The following is an 18587-nucleotide window of genomic DNA, read 5'->3' on the forward strand; positions in this document are numbered from 1 at the left end:
AAGAAAGCGGGATTAGTCGCGGAAGTTATCGAACTGGAATGGTTGACCCATATCCGCTTCGCGAACCAATTTCATGACAGCTTGTAGATCATCACGATTCTTTCCGGTGACACGAAGTTGATCGCCCTGGATTTGAGTTTGCACTTTAATCTTGGCGTCTTTGATCAACTTAACGAGCTTCTTCGCGATTAAGGCTTCAATGCCGTTTTTAAAATGTACATCGCTGAAAAAGGTTTTTCCTGAGTGAATCATGTCTTTTGGTTCCATCGCACGGGCATCGACGCCTCGTTTAGCGAGGTTGCCACGAAGAATGTCCATCATCTGATTCACTTGAAAATCGGATTCTGCAGAAACCTTGACGACTTCTTTGTTGAGTTCAAAACTTGCGTCCACATTACGAAAGTCAAAACGGGTTAAAAGCTCGCGTTTAGCGTTGTCTACCGCGTTTTTAAGCTCAACGTTGTCAATCTCCGAGACGATATCAAAAGCAGGCATAGTGTGTTCCTGATGTTTATCTAATGAATAAAAAAGTGACGATTCTGCATTGCTGGGTGTTAACTATTGCGCTTGGCAACCGCATCCGACAGCATTTGCAGCATTGTTGTTGTATCGTCCCAGCTTAAGCATGGGTCAGTAATCGACTGACCATAAGTTAGGCTATCAATCTTGTCTTTATCGACAGCTTGATTACCTTCTTCGATAAAGCTTTCTGCCATGATCCCTGCGATGTGCGTGTCACCATCAACAATCTGCTGACAAATATCGGCTGCAACATCGATCTGGCGTTTGTGTTGTTTTTCGCAGTTTGCATGGCTGAAGTCAACGACCAATCGCGGTACTAAATCGAACGTATTAAGATCATCAGCAGCACTTACCACATCTTGACGGTGATAATTGGGTTGATGACCACCACGCAGAATAACGTGACCGTAAGGATTACCGCTGGTGCGATAGATAGTCATGACACCTTGCTTGTCAGGCGAGCAGAACAAGTGAGAGGTTTGGCTTGAACGGATTGCGTCAATGGCGATTTTGATATTGCCGTCAGTGCCATTCTTAAAGCCAACAGGGCAAGACAGTGCTGATGCCATTTCTCGGTGGATTTGCGATTCAGTGGTACGTGCACCAATCGCCCCCCAAGAGACCAAGTCGGCAATGTATTGACCGGTGATCATGTCAAGAAACTCAGTGGCTGTCGGCATGCCTAACGTATTAACATCCAGTAAGAACTTACGCGCCTTGAATAGGCCTTCACGTAGGTTACAACTGCCATCTAAGCGAGGATCATTGATCATGCCTTTCCAGCCAACAACGGTGCGTGGCTTTTCAAAATAGGTACGCATGATGATATGAAGCGTGTCGCGATGGGTGTCTGCAAATGCTTTCAAGCGTTTTGCGTAATCAAGCCCAGCATCGGGGTCGTGAATCGAACATGGACCTACCACGACGAGCAGGCGGTTATCGCGTCCTGCTAAAATTTCTTCTGCTTGTTGACGCGCTTCCGCGATATGCAGTGCAACAGTATCAGAAAGTGGGGAAGCCGCTTCCACTTCTGCTGGCGTTGGCAAAGTGTCAACAGGTTGTGTTCTTAGTTCGTCGGTTTTAATCGGCATGGAAACTGCCTTCCTTACTTCATCGTTGTTGCGAAGCCAGTAAGATATCAAAATTTTGTACTTAGAAAAGCAAGGAGTTTATGTTTCAGCGATTTATTCTGCTTATTGCCGCAGATTTCGCCTATTCAGAGGAAATCTGCAGGTAACTTGTGCTGTGGCTTTCGCTAACATGTAAAACAAAAGACAATTTTGTTTTTTCACTTGTAACGTCTCAGTAGTCTGGGTATGTTTTGTATTAGACGTTCGAAAATCAGGCGGTTGCAAAAATACGCTGTCAAACGTTCGCTATCTATTTTATGCCGTTATGGCACGTTGATTTTTACAAGGCAGTATTGGTGCACTATGTCTCAAATGGATTTGACTTATTCTTACGTTCTTAAATCTCCCGCTCAACTTGATAATCCCGAACAGGCAATTGGCTTGGTGGCATTAGGGCCACTTTTCAACAATGCTGTTGGCGTGCATCCTGCTTCGTTGGACGATAAATCCCAAGCTGTTGAAACCCTGGTAGCCTTGCTTGATAAAACGTATCAGTGTAATCCTGACCGCCCACTCCGTGTCATGCTTAATGAGCAAAGCACGTTGGCTTTACGTGACCTTAAAGGCGGCGAGTCTGAGCCGAGGGAAGCAAACCCTGCAATGGGGTTACGCGGTGTTTCTCGCTTTGCCAGTGCGGTTGGAAAACCGGGTTTCGTGTTGGAGTGCGATGTGCTTAAAAGTGCCATTCGCGATAAAAACCTACCTGTAGAAATTGTTGTTCCTTTTGTTCGTACGTCGAGCGAAGCGGCAACCATTATTGATTTATTGGCAGAGCAGGGACTATGTCGTGGCGCGAATGGCTTGAAAGTGCTGGTGGCTTGCCAACTACCTTCCAATGCTGTGCTTGCCGAGCCCCTTTTGGCGTATTTCGACGGCTTCGTCGTCGACGTCGACAATTTGGCTGCATTCACTTTAGGTGTGGATTTTTCAGACACCTCTTTGCCTCATGCATTCAATAAAAACAATGAAGCCATACGCAGTTTGATTTTAGATACCATTCGTAAAACGCAATTGGCAGAGAAGCCGATTCAAGTGCTCACTCAAGAGACGGATACTTCGATCATTGAGCTTGCAGAAGCGGCCAATGTGGAGTTGGTTTACCAGTAACCAAGCTTACTTGCTGCATTTAGACGCCACGACAATCGCCACCGCTTGTCGTGGCGTTTGTCGTTTTGGAAAGCAACAGTTGTTTTATTTTCTTGTTAGCAGTCTTTTTGTGTTTAAAAATTCGCATCTTGATGCTGGTCGGACAGATAAATCACCGTAAAACCGCCCAATAAAGAATCAATCAGCATGTGGATTCAAATTACTACAACCGTCGCTCGCATAAATCTCGTATACTGCGCGATAGTCAAAATGAATGAGCAAAACCTCGATGATTAAAATTGGTCAGTTGAACACTCTTACTGTTGTTAAAGAAGTTGATTTCGGCGTGTTTGTCGATGGTGGCGAGGACTTCGGCAATATCTTGCTGCCTAAGCGATACGTCCCGAAAGGCACACGACTTGGCGATGAAATTGAGGTATTCATTTATTTTGATTCACAAGATGAAATCATTGCGACGACCGAAAAGCCGCTGGCTCATGTGGGGCAGTTTGCGAAGCTAAATTGCATCAGCACAACGCCTGTGGGCGCGTTTCTCAATTGGGGGCTGCCGAAAGATCTGTTGGTCCCATTTAGCGAGCAGCGTATTCCTTTGCAGGAAGGCCGATCATATTTGGTGTTTTTGTACATGGATAACGCATCAGGCCGTATTGTTGGTACGACCAAGTTCAATAAGTTTCTCGATAAAACGCCAGCTCGCTACGAGAAAGGCGAACAGGTTCATGTCACCATCGTGGAAGAAACTGATCTGGGTTACAAGTGCGCCATCAACGATGCACATTCAGGTTTACTGTTTAAATCGGAAGTGTTTGGTAAATTGTTCGTCGGTAAGAGCTTGAGAGCGTATGTGAAGCAAATGCGTGAAGACGGTAAAATCGACCTGTCTCTGCAAAAGCTTGGTCGCGGTAAGCTGGATGACCTTTCTGAGAAAGTGCTGCACACGTTAGAGCTAAAAGGCGGATTCTTGCCAGTCAATGATAAGAGCAGCCCTGACGAGATCTTTGAGTTGTTCCGCACCAGTAAAGCGACGTTTAAGAAAACCATTGGTAGCCTTTACAAAGAGCGTCGAATTCGCATTGAACAAGATGGGATTCACCTCACCAAATGATTTTTGTTAGACGATATTGATACTAGAAAAAGCTGCTTCGGCGGCTTTTTTTGTGCCTGTGTGTTTGTGACTTTACGCGGATGAGGTATGTCTGAAAAAGACGAGAACCGTGAGATAAAAAGAGTCCGGAACGATTCCTGTTCCGGACTTAGGGGAATGGCTCGTTAGAGCCTTGCGCTAACTGGTTTTAATGGAGATTAATAACACTTCAAAATTTAGTCTGTGCAAGGCTGTCGTGCCGTTTCATCATTGAGACTTTTGCAATCAACTAGTCGATAAAAAGATTAATGTCTCTAACTAGCTCTCTAGGAAGGCCATTTTTGATGCGATTGCCTACCCATTTACCAATACCAATTGGCTGGTTTCGATAGCATACAATCACTTCACCTTTCCCAACGCCGTCACTTGGACGGATATCTCTTCCCATATACCATTCTTTAGCATCTTGTGCTGTTAGTTCAACGCAGGACGGTTCTGAGCCATTAGCCAGCGCCATGATGGTTTCATGCTGCCAGCGGAATCCGTTTTTATGTGACTCTGCGAGTTTCAAGCCAATACGGTCGAATTTAATTTCAGGAAGCAAAGCTTCAATCGCCGCTGGGAATATCCACACTTCTTTATCGCGAAGCCAAACGTTGGAAGAGATGGGGGCATCTAACCCCAATGTTTCTTTCAGCGCTACACACACTGCATCTGCGTCATTTGGCTTGGCTTTTAGGAATGGGAACTTGCGAGGGCGTTTTTTGATCATTTCGCTGCCAACACTCGTGGTCTTTTTCAAGCGCGCCACGAAGAAGCCTTCACTGTCAAAGATCTGAGGGAAGACGTGCAAGAAACCTTCTTTTGTGCAAGCCGCGTCTGCGCCATCAAACAAAGTGTTTAGTGGCTCAAACTCAACCGCATCACCAAAGGTTTCTTTGAGGAAGTAACAGACATGCTGGTTTTCTTCGTGGCTCAGGGTACACGTGGAGTAAACCATCGTGCCGCCGGGCTTCAGGGCATGGAATGCACTGACAATCAGATCTTTTTGCGTATTCGCAATGTCGTTAACCGCTTCTAAGCTCCAGTTCGCAAATGCATCAGCATCTTTACGGATAGTCCCTTCGCCTGAGCAGGGGGCATCAAGTAAAATGGCGTCAAAGGTCTCTGGTAGCCATTCCCCGAACACGCGTCCATCGTATTTTGTGAGCGCTGCATTGTGCACACCACAGCGCAACAGGTTGGCGTGAAGGACTTTCACACGACTTGCTGAATACTCGTTGGCAACGAGCAAGCCGTTATTGTTCATCTCAGCAGCGATCTGTGTTGTTTTAGACCCTGGCGCAGCAGCCATATCAAGAACGCGTTCCAGTGGGAGCCCATTTTCAAACAGGGCTGTCACAGGCAGCATCGAGCTTGCTTCCTGAATATAGAAAAGCCCTGCCATGTGCTCGGCAGTATTGCCGAGAGGAACCGTATCGTTCTCATCCTGGTCGATCCAGAAGCCGTTATCACACCATGGAACCGGAGTGAGGGTCCAGCCTTTCTCTGACGCGCGTCGTTGGAAATCTTCGATCGACGTTTTAAGGGTGTTGACGCGAATGCTTCGGCGCAAAGGGCGCTTACAGGCGTCAACAAAGTCCGTCATGGAAAGATGGGAAGGCAGGATTTGCTCTATCTGGTTCAAGAACAATGCTGGCATGTCGATATTTGGATGCACCGGAGCGGTCTCTCGTTGGAATTTCTGAACTGCGAAGTGTAAAAGGAAAGCGGCTGAGACGCCAGACGAAGCGCTTGCTGTTAAAGAAAAAGGCGCGAATCCAAGGGAGTCCACGCCTTTATGCCCGTATTTATTAGTCGATAATTAGAAATAAGGGATAGCGGTTCGCCAAGATGTCCATTCTTCTTTTGGTTGCTTGTTAAGAAGGAAGTGCTGATCGGATCTTGCGGGTTTCGCCAGTTTGTCACCTTCCGGTGTAGCGAAGGATATTCCGCCTTTTATAATACTTTCTAGGGTACCACTTCGAACCGTCGCGCCAGTCAGACCAATGGAAACGTCGACACCGGATTGGTTCCAGAAAACCGTGTTGTTCCTTATTAGGTGTTTATAGTCATCACTGATCTTCACTTCAATTAAGACACGGTCGGCAAAGCGACCCAAACTCACATCAGTGACTGCGCCGACTTCGAAGTCACGAAACAATATGGGGGTACCAACATTAACGGAATCGCGATTTTCGCTTTCCAAAATGAGCGTCAACCCGCCCGCATATTCGGCAGCTTTGTGAAGCTGGAAGGACTCACGCTTCGCACCTTTACCAGGCACGACAGAAATGTAAGCACCAAACAATGAATCAAGATTCTCTGTTTTCGTTAAGCTAAGTGTTGGTTGAGCAACCCAAAAGTAGCTGGTTGCGCGTGCTAACTGCTCTGAAAACTCTGGATAGATTGTCGCATTTACAATGACACCACCATCTTTAAACGCAGGAGATAGCTTGTTAACTTCACCAACATCAACACCTTGGTAGCGTATCTTACTTCCTGATGAGAGACCGCTGGCATCGTCAGCGGTGAATGTGAGTTTTAATCCGTAATTTTGAGCGGCGGTAAAGCTGTTATATAACTTCCAATGGGTACCGGTTTTGTTGTCGATACCTTTGATGTCACCAAAAGAGATCCCGCCCGCGACGATAGATTTAAGCGAACCAGTGTCAATCTCAACACCGGAGAGTCCTGCTTTGATGTCCACACCTGAATGATTCCAAAACACAGTGTGTGGTGTGATCAGATGATGGTAACGGTTGTCGATCTGTAGCGAGACTTTCACTTTATCTTGTGCCAATTCAAAACGCTCAACCTTTCCCACGGTGAAGTTTTTGTACATCACCGGGCTACCTTCAGACACTGACGGCAATTTGTTTGCCGTCAGTGTTATTCGCTTGAATCCTCGAAGTGCTTCTTTGGCGTTACGAGCAAGAATTTCTGATTCAAACAAGAGATATTCAGTTTTTGCTTTGCTATTCCCTTCGCTGGTAAAGCTAATGGTTTTGTCCACCATCTGAGCGAAGGTTGGAACACTGAATTCAATCCCTTCGGCACTCACATTTCCGTTAATACCGCCTAAAACAAAGAAGCGAGAATGGCTTTTTATGAGATGTGCATAGTCTGGATAAACAACAAGGCTGAGAGAAACGTCGTCAGCGTTCAGTTGTGTGTTGCTGACGAACCCTACTTGAATACCACGATAAATCAGCTTGGTGCCTGTTTTTAGCCCCCAAACATTGTCAGAACTCAGTGTCAGAACGAGTGCACCAGGATCGTTAGCGATCATGCTTACGCTGGTCTTTGCCGTGAACTCATGACTTTCTTCACCTTCGCCCGGTTGTAACGATAATGTGTTTCCAGTGACTAGGTTTGCTAGGTGTTTCACACCACTCAAAGACAGCTCTGGCTTATCGATAATAAACGCAGTGCCCGCTGTTAATGTCCATGCCATTGAAGGGTTAATATTGGCCTTGGCGATAGTGCCAGAGAAGTTGTCATTAAAATGGATGCCATTAAGGCGGCCAATCTCCAAGCCTTGGTAAAGAATGGGGGAGTTTGAGTTGGTTATCCCGTGGTTCTTGGGCAGAACAATAGTGATAGGAAGGCCACGGTCAGTATCGTTAATCGAGCTGTACAGTGTGAAAACGTCTAAAGGAACGGCAGGTTCAGCATTTTTGGGAGAGTCAAAGGCAATACCGCCAGCGAGTACTGATGCAAGGTTTTCAACGTTAACGTCAATACCACCTAAGCCAATGTCTGCGCTGACACCACTGACATTCCAGAATTTAGTGCTTTTTGTCACTAGCTTGGCGTATTCTTTCTGAACACTGAGTGACACTGTCACACCTTGATTATCAGAGGTTAAACGATAGTCAACCACTTCGCCCACTCGGATTTTTTTATAGTAAATACCTGAACCAATATTTAATGACCCCAAATCCGGTGCTTGCAGTTGAATGTGTAAATTACCATCGCCAGAGGCATTAACAGGAGGCTCTTCTGCGGCAACAAAAGTGGTTCGCACTTCACCAATTCCTGGCTTAACTGCAATGTAGTTGCCAGTCACAAGGGCATCTAGCCCCGTAATGCCTGTGATTGATGCTTTTGGTCTAACAACCCAAAAAACAGTGTTCTGACGCAGGATTTTTGTTGCTTCTGGGTAGATGTCAGCTTGAGCTGAAATGCTTTTTAGGTCGTCAGAGAGCCTCACTTTTCTAACGATCCCGACTTCTAGGCCTTGATAGCGAATTGTGGTTCTTCCAGCCTCAATGCCTTGGGCATCAGTAAAGTGGATTTCGATACGCTCACCGGCTTCATTGACCGATTTGTACAAAAGCCAGCCCGCAAGCATGAAGGCGAGGGCGGTGAATATCCACAGAGGTGAAATGCTTTTATCTTTTTTCAATTGTGGTTCAGTCACTTGAGAATCTTCAACGTTGCTCATGTTTGTCCCAAATAAGTCGAGAGTCGAGGCTTTCAGCCGAAATCATGGTTAACACCACGACCAGCCCAAAGGCGATGGCGCCAGGCCCAGGAGTAAAATCAAGTAGGTTGCCACGGTCAATCAGTGAAACCATGATGGCAATAACACAGAGGTCCATCATTGACCATTTACCAATCCACTTGACGAAACGATACATTTGCATTCGCTGCCTGCGACCTATTGCCACCTTGAGGTGGATACAAATTAAGATGTATAGGAGGCCAACTATCTTTGCGACAGGCACGATGATACTGGCAGTGAAAATGATAATGGCAATGCCATACATTCCTTGCTTTATCAGACCTGCTACGCCTGAAAAAATGGTGTCTTCAAACCGTTTTCCGTTACTCAACAGAATAGAAATAGGATAGAAGTTAGCAGGAAAGATAAATATGACGGCGGCAAGCAGAGATGCCCACGTTTTTTGGACGCTTTGAAAAACGCGAGATTCCAGCTTTGCACTGCATCGGAAGCAATGTTGATGATTGCTCTCTTGCGTTAACCCACAATGTTGGCAGCGGATCAGCGTTTCAGTTTTAAACGTGCGATTGCCAACGTGATTGCTAGGTTTATTCATCTCAAAATCTTGCAACGCTTCATTGTTGCTACTGTAGGCATCCCAATAGCGTTTTGGGGAGATGCGAGACAACAAAAAGGCGACTAGCACTTGTAACATCACAAAGCTAAGCAACGCTGGCCCTACGGATATCTCCGCAATCTCAATCACCTTGAAGCCGGCAACCGCCAAGCTGACGAGAAACACATCGATCATGACCCAATGTTTAATGACTTTTAGGCAATAAGTGGCCACAAAAAGAGATTTGGCATGATGGAAAGACAAAGCCAAGTTTGCGCCTAAGATGGAAACAAGAAAAAGCAATGGGGCAAAGGCTGTACAAAAGATGACGAGCAGGCCAACAAAAGGGAAGGAATCCATTAAGGTAATGGCACCACTGGTTACCGTTGTGGATAGTGGGACACCCACCAAGTTAATAGAAAGCAGTGGGAACAATTGCGCTGGGAAGAACAGAGCAAGTGCGGCGAATGCAATAGCCACTTCTCCAGACCGACTAAGCGAGGAGTTTTTAATGACACGAGAGTCACAGGTTGGGCAACGAGCACTGAAACCCCGCTGAACAGGGATCTCTTGCAATAGCAGATCACAGGAGGTGCATTTAAGCACGCGCATAGCGGTTTATTCCCCTAAGGTCGTTCGAATTACCCATAGATTGGGTATAGTTTATCACCCAACACGGCAAATATTGCGGTGTTGATATCGAGACCCTGTCCATGGGCTGCTTTGGTATACATGTATGCTGCAAATGTGCATCTTAATCAATCTGTTATTCAAGAACACGTAATTTTTGATAAAACATTGGTATAGCGTCGAGACAAATTGAGTGGCTTCATATTTTCGAGAACACTCAATCACACAAGTGATAACTGGATTAACGCACCATCTTAGCGTGACAACATTGAACCCTTGCTCAATAATCTTTATCTTATCTAACTTGGTCCAATTTGATCCAACTGGATGTAGTCACATATGGATAGTAAAACAGAATTTTACGCGCTGCTTTCCCGCCAAGCTGTGTCTCTTATTGAGAATGAATCGAACCTTATTGCTAACCTTGCTAACGTTAGTGCACTCCTGTTTCAGTCATTAGATGACATTAACTGGGCTGGGTTCTATCTGGATGATGGCGAGGAATTGGTGCTAGGACCATTCCAAGGCAACACGGCGTGTGTGCGTATTCCTTACCAAAAAGGCGTTTGCGGAAGTGCGTTCAGTCACAAACGTGTTGAACGAATTGCAGATGTACATCTTTTTGATGGGCATATCGCTTGTGATGCACAAAGTAATTCAGAAATTGTTTTACCTTTGTATAAAGGCGAAAAATTGTTGGGTGTGTTGGACATAGATTCGCCAAAAATAGCAAGATTTGATCACCATGATGAAACCGGACTCACTTTATTGGTCAATGAATTGCAAAAACACCTCTAAATTTAAGGTTCTCTGTGGTTTTTCGGACACAGGTATCTATAATACGCAGCACTAAATTTGTTAACTCGTACACGATCTCTGTTGTCGCCGTTGCGCAATGAGACAGGAAGAAAAATGGAAAACACTGAAAAATTAGCCAACAGCAAGCAAGTTATTGCCTATATCGCTGAACGTTTCCCTGCATGCTTTACCCTTGAAGGTGAAGCCCGCCCACTGAAAATAGGCATATTCCAAGACTTGGCTGAACGTCTTGCTGATGATGCTAAAGTCAGTAAAACTCAACTTCGCGCGGCACTTCGCCAATATACATCTTCCTGGCGTTACCTTTACGGCGTAAAAGCCGGCGCTATTCGTGTTGATCTTGACGGCAACGATTGTGGTGAGCTTGAGCAAGAGCACGTTGACCACGCGCAAACTGCGTTAGCTGAAAGCAAAACGCGTGCAGCTGAGCGTCGTAAAGAGCAAGCAGCGAAAAATGGCGATAAAAAAGCCAGCTCGAAAGAGAAAAGAGCGCCAAAATCAAATAAATCAACAGCTAACCCAGCAAATTCTCGACCAGCTAAGGCAAAAAATACTAAGCTAGTTAAGAAGCCAGTTGAGCCACGTCGTGAACTCAAGGCTGAAGACATTGTCGTAGGTAAGGACGTAAACGTTAATATGGGTAATGGCAACATGCCCGCTACGATTGTAGAACTTAACAAGGACGAGGTTCGCGTTCGTTTGAGCAATGGTCTGACCATGCTAGTAAAAGCGGAGCACCTCAGTTCGTAAAGGAGATCCTTCGACGCATGATCTGTCGATTCCGCTTTTCCGTGATTGCTGCCAGCTTAATGCTGGTGGCGTCCACCCAAGCCTTAGAGGCTAATTACGCCACCGCTGAGCTGCCTACTCTGGTTTCAGAACCTCAGCATAAAGCTGCCAGCGTGCGGATAACGAGTAGTTTTGAAACGTCGCATTACAAGCAATTCCAGCTAAATGACGATTTTTCTTCTAACGTGTTCGATCGCTATCTTGAAACGCTAGACTTCAATCGCCTCTTCCTGACTCAGGTAGAAGTGGATGCGATGTCTAAATGGCGTACGAGCATCGATGATCAATTGCGCTCTGGCGACACTTCCGCAGCTTATGACATTTTCAATACTGCATTGAAAAAACGTTTTGAGCGTTATCAGTACGCGCTTGCTTTGCTGGATAACGAAATTACGTTTGATGCAGAAGAAGAGATGTTGATTGATCGCAGTGAAGAGCCATGGGCAAAAAACACTGACGAATTGAATGAGCTTTGGCGTAAGCGTGTTAAGAATGACGCGTTGAACCTTAAGCTTGCCGGTAAGGCGTGGCCTGAAATTCAGGAAACCTTGTCAAAGCGCTACAACAGCGCACTTAAACGATTGATTCAAACCAAGAGTGAAGATGTTTTTCAGGTTTATCTGAATGCTTTCTCTCGTGAGGTTGATCCACATACCAGTTACCTTTCGCCACGAAACGCTGAACAATTCCAATCAGAGATGAATCTCTCTCTTGAAGGTATTGGCGCCGTGCTGCAAGTAGATGATGACTTTACTGTTATTCGTTCGCTTGTTGCTGGTGGACCCGCATCGAAATCGAAAAAACTTTCTCCTGGTGATCGCATCATTGGTGTTGCTCAAGATGATGAGCAGATTATAGATGTAATCGGCTGGCGATTAGATGATGTTGTTCAGCTGATCAAAGGGCCGAAGGGAAGCAAGGTTGAGCTGCAAATCTTGCCTGAAGGTGCTAACGCCAAGAGTTACAACGTCACTCTTGTGCGAGACAAAATTCGCCTTGAAGACCGCGCTGTTAAATCTGAAGTGATTGAGCAGGGAAGCGCGAAAGTCGGCGTTATATCTGTCCCGAGCTTTTATGTTGGTCTCGCTGAAGATACCAAAAAAGAAATAGCAAACCTGAAGAAAGATAACGTAAGCGGTATTGTTATTGATCTGAGAAATAATGGCGGCGGTGCGCTTAGCGAAGCATCGGCACTAACAGGTTTGTTTATTAAGGGTGGTCCTGTTGTACAGGTTCGTGACAGCTATGGTCGCGTCAAAGTAAACGGCGATAGTGATAGCAAGATTTATTATGACGGCCCAGTCACAGTGTTGATTAACCGTTATTCAGCTTCTGCTTCAGAAATCTTTGCTGCTGCACTTCAAGATTACGGTCGCGCAGTGATTATTGGTGAGCAATCCTTTGGTAAAGGGACCGTTCAGCAACATCGCACGCTGCAGAAGATCTATGACTTGGGCGATAAACCTTTAGGTCATGTTCAATACACGATCCAAAAATTCTATCGCATTAATGGTGGAAGTACGCAGCACTTAGGTGTTGTACCTGATATTTCATTCCCAACAGCGGTTGATCCGGAAGAAACCGGTGAAAGTGTTGAAGACAACGCATTGCCGTGGGATAGCATTAATCCTGCTGCTTATAAAAAGGTTGGTGAATTGAATTCCTTGTTCTCTAATTTGGACAAGGCACACCAAGAGCGCATTAAAACGGACACTGAGTTTGGCTATATTCTGAGCGACATTGCAGAATATAAGGCTTTGAAGGACGATAATGCTATTTCACTCAATGAAAAAGCACGTGTTATCGAACAAGAAAATGCCGATACCAAACGCCTTTCTCGTTTGAATGAGCGTCAGGTGGAACTTGATAAACCACCATTCAAATCGTTGGACGATGTACCAACAGATTATGAAGAGCCGGATGCTTACCTCGATGAAGCCGCTTTAATTACGCTTGATTTGGCAAAAAAACTAAACAGTTAGTGTGATTCTCATAGTAACCAATCGAAAAGCGGGCTTATGCCCGCTTTTTCAATAGAAGAAGTAACGGAAACGTTAACAAAATGAGCCCCTAATAGTGATATGTGTCTAAAATTAAAGTGATGCTATCAAGCGAAGGGGAAGCCAATGACAAAGTTCATCAGTCTATTTATTGTAATTCTCTCTGTATCAATGCCAATCAAAGCACAAGACCTCACTCAATTTGACTTCCCATTGTTGATTGGCGATTGGTACTGGTTTAGTCCCGATCAGCAAGAAGGTACGGGAACGGATCCGGACGTAAAATACAAAGCGATTAATATCACATTCAGCTCAGACTACCAGTTCAATGTGAAGTTACTGAATAGCGATGGAAGTGTTGAAGAAGCTAAAGGTTTTTACGATCTTGATGATTCTACATTAGTACTGAACGACGAATACGGTGATTCTCAACACCATGAATACCAACTTAATCACAATCAATTGATGCTCAAAGGTGCTCGGTTCACCAAAATTTTGCCACACAATTTGTCCGGCGCATGGTTTAGCGAAGTGATTAAAGGTAAAGATGTTGATGAGCAAGTCGAAAAGCTCGCACTGATGTTACGTCCTGATTTCTTGTTTTCAGTGAGAGTATCTGGAAAACAAGGGCAGCAAGTTACACATCGTGGCGTCTACTTTTTAGAGAATGACCATCTTGTTCTTATCTATCGAGGTGGTCAGCAAGATTCAGAATTTCAATTGGATTCAAATACGCTGACATTAACGAACACTGATTTTGGTATGGAAGCGATATTAAGACGTCAATGAGAGTAGAGCGGAACATCCATCAAAGTAAAGTACGGTGGTTGATGTGATTCAAGTGAAAAGAATGAAAAAGAAAGGGCGCTGTTCTCAGCGCCCTTTTTACGAATGAGAGGAATTAAATATTGAAGGCTTTCTTCAATGCGTTGAGATAATTGCTGTCTCGACAGATTGATTTTCCTGGCTCATCCGAAATTTTCGCAACAGGTTTACCATTGCAAGTGACAAGCTTAATTACAATGTTAAGTGTTTCTACTTCAGGTAAGTGACAAGTCAGCTGCGTACCGATCCCAAACGACGTATTAATACGGCCTGAGAAATGGTGATGGATATCGAGCGCTTTTTCTAGGGTCAGTCCATCAGAAAAAATCAGCGTTTTTTCCATCGGATTGATATCTAGACCTTGATAATGCGCGATCGCTTTCTCACCCCAAGTAATCGGGTCTCCACTGTCATGACGTAGTCCCGAAAACTGTTGACTCAAATACGGCGTGAAGTCTTTAAGAAAAGCGTCCATATTAATGCAATCAGTGAGTGCGATGCCGAGTTTTGTCGGGTATTCCTGTAACCATCGGTTAAGTGCAATTTGTTGTGAATCGGCTAAATCGCCCGCCAGTTGTTGATGTGCCTGGAACCATTCATGGGCTTGCGTACCCACGGCGGGAATACCATGCTTTGCAGCCAACAAAAGGTTCGATGTCCCAGCAAAGTGGATCGAATGATGCACCAGATGATCCACGATGGCATGATGCACCGCTTTCGAAAAGCGGCGACGAGTACCAAAATCGACAAACTGAAACGCTTTGTCTGCATTGGAAAAGGCACTGTGCGCCGAGAGGATGTTTAACTTATTATTGAGTAATTCAACAGCATGTGTGGCGTGTGTGTCTGGGTATTTTTCGTGACAACGTAACTCGCAAATTATAGCCAGTAATGGCACTTCCCATAGGATGATATCGAGCCATTTACCTTCGATACGAATAGCAAGTTGCTTGTCTTCAATCGACACGGTGACATGGTCCGCACTGAGTGAGAACGTTGAAAGAAATGTAAGATAATCAGATTGATAAAGCCCAAGAGTTGAAAGAAATGTCACATCACTCTCTGTAAAAGACAGATTCGCAAGTGATTGAATTTCAAATTCCAATCGAGTTTTTAATGTAACAAGACTTTCATCGCTACGGCAATGGAACTCAGCAGTGGCAACAACATCAGGGTAGTGATGAAAGATCGCCTGCTGCATATTTAGTTTGTAGGCATCCGTGTCTAATAATGACGAAATAATGGGTGTGTGCATGCCTGATTTTATACCTCGAATCGGGTGTTGGCTGAACGTTGGCAATTCTCGCCCAGTTGCGCCAGGCAGTTTTATTTAAGGGTGCAAATTTAACGTCAAACTAGGCAGTCTAGTCAACCTATAGATAATATGATCTCCATCTATTCTTCTAAACGTTAAAGTGCGTTTGGTTATTTGCTGCTCAGCCAAGCTATAGCAATACACTGGCTTAGTGAGTATCTTAGGTGAATACTCTGATTTTTTAACAGGCTGCTGGTGGAATTGACTAACAGCCTGTCAATCGTTATGCAATAAAAGGAATCTGACATGACGCAACAACCTCAGGCCAAGTACCGTAAAGATTACAAGGCTCCTGACTTTACGATAACTCATCTTGACTTGGATTTTGACCTTCAAGCTTCACACACACAAGTTATTGCTAAAAGCCGAGTGAAGCAGCAGGTTATTGGTTCAGATTCTATGTTTTTGGATGGTGATGGTCTGTCTCTAAAGCGTGTAGAGATAAACGGTGAAGCGTGGCCGCATTTTGAAGAAACGTCAGAAGGGCTAGTTCTAACGCAATTGCCAACAGAATTTGAACTCTTGATAGAGACACACATTGATCCCGCTGCAAACAGTTCATTGGAAGGTTTGTATTTATCCGATGGGGCATACTGCACACAATGTGAAGCAGAGGGCTTCCGTCGAATTACTTACTATCTTGACCGTCCTGACGTGCTGGCCAAGTTCACCACAAAAATTGCCGCCGATAAATCTGCCTTTCCATTTCTACTAAGTAACGGCAACAAAGTCGGCTCTGGAGAATTAGAGAGTGGTCGTCACTGGGTACAGTGGCAAGACCCGTATGCAAAGCCAAGTTACTTGTTTGCGCTAGTAGCGGGCGATTTTGATCGACTTGCAGACAGTTTCACCACACGCAGTGGTCGCGATGTTGCCTTGGAGATTTTCGTCGACAAAGGCAACTTAGATCGTGCAACCCATGCAATGACATCACTGAAAAACTCGATGAAGTGGGATGAGGATCGTTTTGATCTTGAATACGATCTTGATATCTACATGATCGTTGCCGTTGATTTCTTCAACATGGGAGCAATGGAAAACAAAGGCTTAAATGTCTTTAACTCCAAGTATGTTCTCGCGAATTCAGACACCGCCACCGATACTGACTACCTGGGTATTGAAGCGGTGATAGGTCACGAATATTTCCATAACTGGACAGGCAACCGTGTGACCTGTCGTGATTGGTTTCAGTTAAGCCTTAAAGAAGGTCTGACGGTTTTCCGTGACCAAGAGTTCTCTTCAGATCTCGGTTCACGAGCAGTAAACCGTATTGGCAATGTGCGTACCATGCGCGGTCCTCAATTTGCAGAAGACCGCAGCCCAATGGCACACCCAATCCGCCCTGACAAAGTTATCGAAATGAATAACTTCTACACATTGACCGTGTATGAAAAGGGCAGTGAAGTGATCCGTATGATGCATACCCTTCTAGGAGAAGTGAAGTTCCAGAAAGGCATCAAGCTTTACTTTGAACGTCACGATGGCACCGCGGCCACTTGTGAAGACTTTGTCAAAGCAATGGAAGATGCATCTGGAATCGATTTGAAGCAATTCCGTCTTTGGTATAGCCAGTCTGGAACACCTGTGCTTGATGTAACCAGTGTTTATGATGATGAAAGCAACACGCTGACATTGCGTGTAAAACAACACACGCCATCGACTGCGGATCAGAAAGATAAGCAACCTCTGATGATCCCATTCGATGTAGAGCTATATGCTTCAGATGGTAACGTCATTGAGTTACAGTGTAACGGAGAAGTTGTCAGCAATGTCTTGCACGTTACTGAGTCTGAGCAGACCTTTGTCTTTGACAATGTAGGCGAACAACCCGTTATCTCAATGCTGCGTGAGTTCTCTGCGCCCGTCACACTTCATTATGCCTACAGTGATGAAGAGCTCGCGTTTTTGATGGTGCATGCACGTAATGAATTTGCACGTTGGGATGCAGGTCAGATGCTTTTGGCAAAGCACATCAAAGCAAATGTCATTCGTGTGCAGGCTGGCGAAGCCGTTCACATTCCTGAAGAAGTCGTTGATGCATTCCGCGGTGTCTTGTTGAGTGATCAGCTTGATGCGGCACTGATTGCAGAAGTGATGCAGTTGCCGAGTGAAAATGAAATCGGTGGCTGGTTTGACGTTGTTGACGTCGATGCCATTAACGCAGTTCGTGGTGCCACTAAACAGCATTTTGCTAATGAGTTGGCGGATGAATTCAGCGCGATCTATCACTCTCTGAAGCAAATGGAATACAGCATTGCGCATGATGCGATAGGTCAACGCAGCCTGCGCAATATGTGTTTGGCTTATTTGGCACTGACTGAGCAAGGGGATGACATCGTTTCCGCGCATTACACCGACTCTAACAACATGACAGATACCGCAGCGGCATTGGCAGCAGCGAATCATGCAGAACTGGCTTGCCGAGCGACCTTGATGCAAGCATTTAGTGATAAATGGCAACATGATGGTCTGGTGATGGACAAATGGTTCATGTTGCAGGGGGGCAATCCAGCACAAGGTGCATTGGATAATGTGAAAGCGCAGATGTCTCATCCGGCGTTTAGTCTCAAAAACCCGAACCGCATCCGTTCATTGGTTGGTGCTTTCTGCAACAACAACCCGGTAAACTTCCATGCCAAAGATGGGGCTGGTTATGAGTTCCTGTCTGACATTTTGATTCAACTAAATGAATCCAACCCTCAGGTCGCGTCAAGGCTTATAGATCCTTTGCTGAAATTTAAGCGATTCGATCAAGATCGTCAGGCGCTAATGCGAGATCAACTTGAGCGATTGGCCTTGCTTGATAATCTCGCGAAAGATCTTTATGAGAAAATCAACAAAGCACTCGAAGTGTAAACACAACACTTGCGAAAACTGTTGGAATAAGTAATTTAAAGCCGTCTAAGAGGAGACGGCTTTTTTTATGAAATCGAATGTGTACTTATTTACCCTTGATATCTCTTATCACACCTTTCAGCAACATTATGCCGGTGTGGCATCAACGGTTGTCGTCAAAACAGACAATGGTTTAACACTGCAACTGCCTGCATCGCGCTTGCGTCCATATCTAAGCCAATTAGGTCTAAAAGGCCGTTTTAGGCTGGTTGTAGACGAGGCGAATCGTTTTAAATCCCTCGAACAAATAGTCTAAACCGTACGTCAATCACATATCCAAAAACTCAAATACAATTAACGTTATTTGATGTAACGAATTTATTAACTAAGTCGTAAACTACTCCATACGTCGCAAAGACTAATTAA

Annotated in this window: 14 protein-coding genes; 8 read left to right on the top strand and 6 right to left on the bottom strand. The window is 45.0% G+C overall.

Annotated elements, in window-relative coordinates:
• Positions 1 to 12: 12 nt before the first annotated feature.
• Both AC3CIC_RS07865 and AC3CIC_RS07870 read right to left on the bottom strand, forming a co-directional pair.
• Entirely contained in the window at positions 13 to 495 is a 483-nt protein-coding gene (locus AC3CIC_RS07865) for a YajQ family cyclic di-GMP-binding protein (protein ID WP_016962181.1), read from the bottom strand.
• 59 nt (positions 496 to 554) lie between these two features.
• Positions 555 to 1613, bottom strand: coding sequence for a 3-deoxy-7-phosphoheptulonate synthase (locus AC3CIC_RS07870; protein ID WP_016962180.1), 1059 nt, complete (start codon positions 1611 to 1613; stop codon positions 555 to 557).
• Between the two features lie 342 nt (positions 1614 to 1955).
• Here AC3CIC_RS07870 and AC3CIC_RS07875 point away from each other — a divergent pair, with 342 nt between their 5' ends.
• Positions 1956 to 2759: a putative PEP-binding protein gene (locus tag AC3CIC_RS07875; RefSeq protein ID WP_016962179.1), complete on the top strand. Its 804-nt coding sequence runs from the start codon at positions 1956 to 1958 to the stop codon at positions 2757 to 2759.
• A gap of 268 nt (positions 2760 to 3027) precedes the next feature.
• Positions 3028 to 3864, top strand: coding sequence for a CvfB family protein (locus AC3CIC_RS07880; RefSeq protein WP_016962178.1), 837 nt, complete (start codon positions 3028 to 3030; stop codon positions 3862 to 3864).
• 268 nt (positions 3865 to 4132) lie between these two features.
• Here the strand turns inward: AC3CIC_RS07880 and rsmF are convergent, their stop codons facing one another.
• From rsmF to AC3CIC_RS07895, 3 genes are all read right to left on the bottom strand, one after another.
• Entirely contained in the window at positions 4133 to 5563 is a 1431-nt protein-coding gene (gene rsmF / locus AC3CIC_RS07885; protein ID WP_488515848.1) for a 16S rRNA (cytosine(1407)-C(5))-methyltransferase RsmF, read from the bottom strand.
• Positions 5564 to 5707: 144 nt separating this feature from the next.
• Positions 5708 to 8332 (bottom strand): PqiB family protein, encoded by a 2625-nt coding sequence (locus AC3CIC_RS07890; protein ID WP_488515849.1) that lies wholly within the window; start codon positions 8330 to 8332, stop codon positions 5708 to 5710.
• Positions 8319 to 9560 (bottom strand): paraquat-inducible protein A, encoded by a 1242-nt coding sequence (locus AC3CIC_RS07895; RefSeq protein WP_488515850.1) that lies wholly within the window; start codon positions 9558 to 9560, stop codon positions 8319 to 8321. The genes AC3CIC_RS07890 and AC3CIC_RS07895 overlap by 14 nt, the downstream gene beginning before the upstream one ends.
• A gap of 357 nt (positions 9561 to 9917) precedes the next feature.
• Between AC3CIC_RS07895 and AC3CIC_RS07900 the strand changes: the two genes are divergently transcribed.
• The 4 genes from AC3CIC_RS07900 to AC3CIC_RS07915 all read left to right on the top strand — a co-directional run bounded on the left by AC3CIC_RS07900 (position 9918) and on the right by AC3CIC_RS07915 (position 13975).
• Positions 9918 to 10376: a GAF domain-containing protein gene (locus tag AC3CIC_RS07900; RefSeq protein WP_016962174.1), complete on the top strand. Its 459-nt coding sequence runs from the start codon at positions 9918 to 9920 to the stop codon at positions 10374 to 10376.
• A 114-nt stretch (positions 10377 to 10490) separates the two neighbouring features.
• Positions 10491 to 11147 (top strand): RNA chaperone ProQ, encoded by a 657-nt coding sequence (gene proQ, locus AC3CIC_RS07905; protein WP_017002782.1) that lies wholly within the window; start codon positions 10491 to 10493, stop codon positions 11145 to 11147.
• Positions 11148 to 11164: 17 nt separating this feature from the next.
• Positions 11165 to 13168 (top strand): carboxy terminal-processing peptidase, encoded by a 2004-nt coding sequence (gene prc / locus AC3CIC_RS07910; protein ID WP_488515851.1) that lies wholly within the window; start codon positions 11165 to 11167, stop codon positions 13166 to 13168.
• A 144-nt stretch (positions 13169 to 13312) separates the two neighbouring features.
• Positions 13313 to 13975 carry a hypothetical protein gene (locus AC3CIC_RS07915; protein ID WP_016962171.1) on the top strand — a complete coding sequence of 221 codons (663 nt, stop codon included), beginning with the start codon at positions 13313 to 13315 and terminating at the stop codon, positions 13973 to 13975.
• Positions 13976 to 14087: 112 nt separating this feature from the next.
• Here AC3CIC_RS07915 and pncB read toward each other — a convergent pair whose 3' ends face one another.
• A complete protein-coding gene (gene pncB, locus AC3CIC_RS07920; RefSeq protein ID WP_488515852.1) occupies positions 14088 to 15266 on the bottom strand; it encodes a nicotinate phosphoribosyltransferase in 1179 nt (392 codons plus the stop codon).
• A 306-nt stretch (positions 15267 to 15572) separates the two neighbouring features.
• Here pncB and pepN point away from each other — a divergent pair, with 306 nt between their 5' ends.
• Together pepN and AC3CIC_RS07930 are read left to right on the top strand one after the other, a co-directional pair.
• On the top strand, positions 15573 to 18182 hold the full coding sequence (gene pepN / locus AC3CIC_RS07925; RefSeq protein WP_488515853.1) for an aminopeptidase N: 2610 nt from the start codon (positions 15573 to 15575) through the stop codon (positions 18180 to 18182).
• 67 nt (positions 18183 to 18249) lie between these two features.
• Positions 18250 to 18477, top strand: coding sequence for a DUF2835 domain-containing protein (locus AC3CIC_RS07930; RefSeq protein WP_371733249.1), 228 nt, complete (start codon positions 18250 to 18252; stop codon positions 18475 to 18477).
• Positions 18478 to 18587: the final 110 nt, after the last annotated feature.

The organism is Enterovibrio sp. QJM3NY_24 (assembly GCF_057786035.1).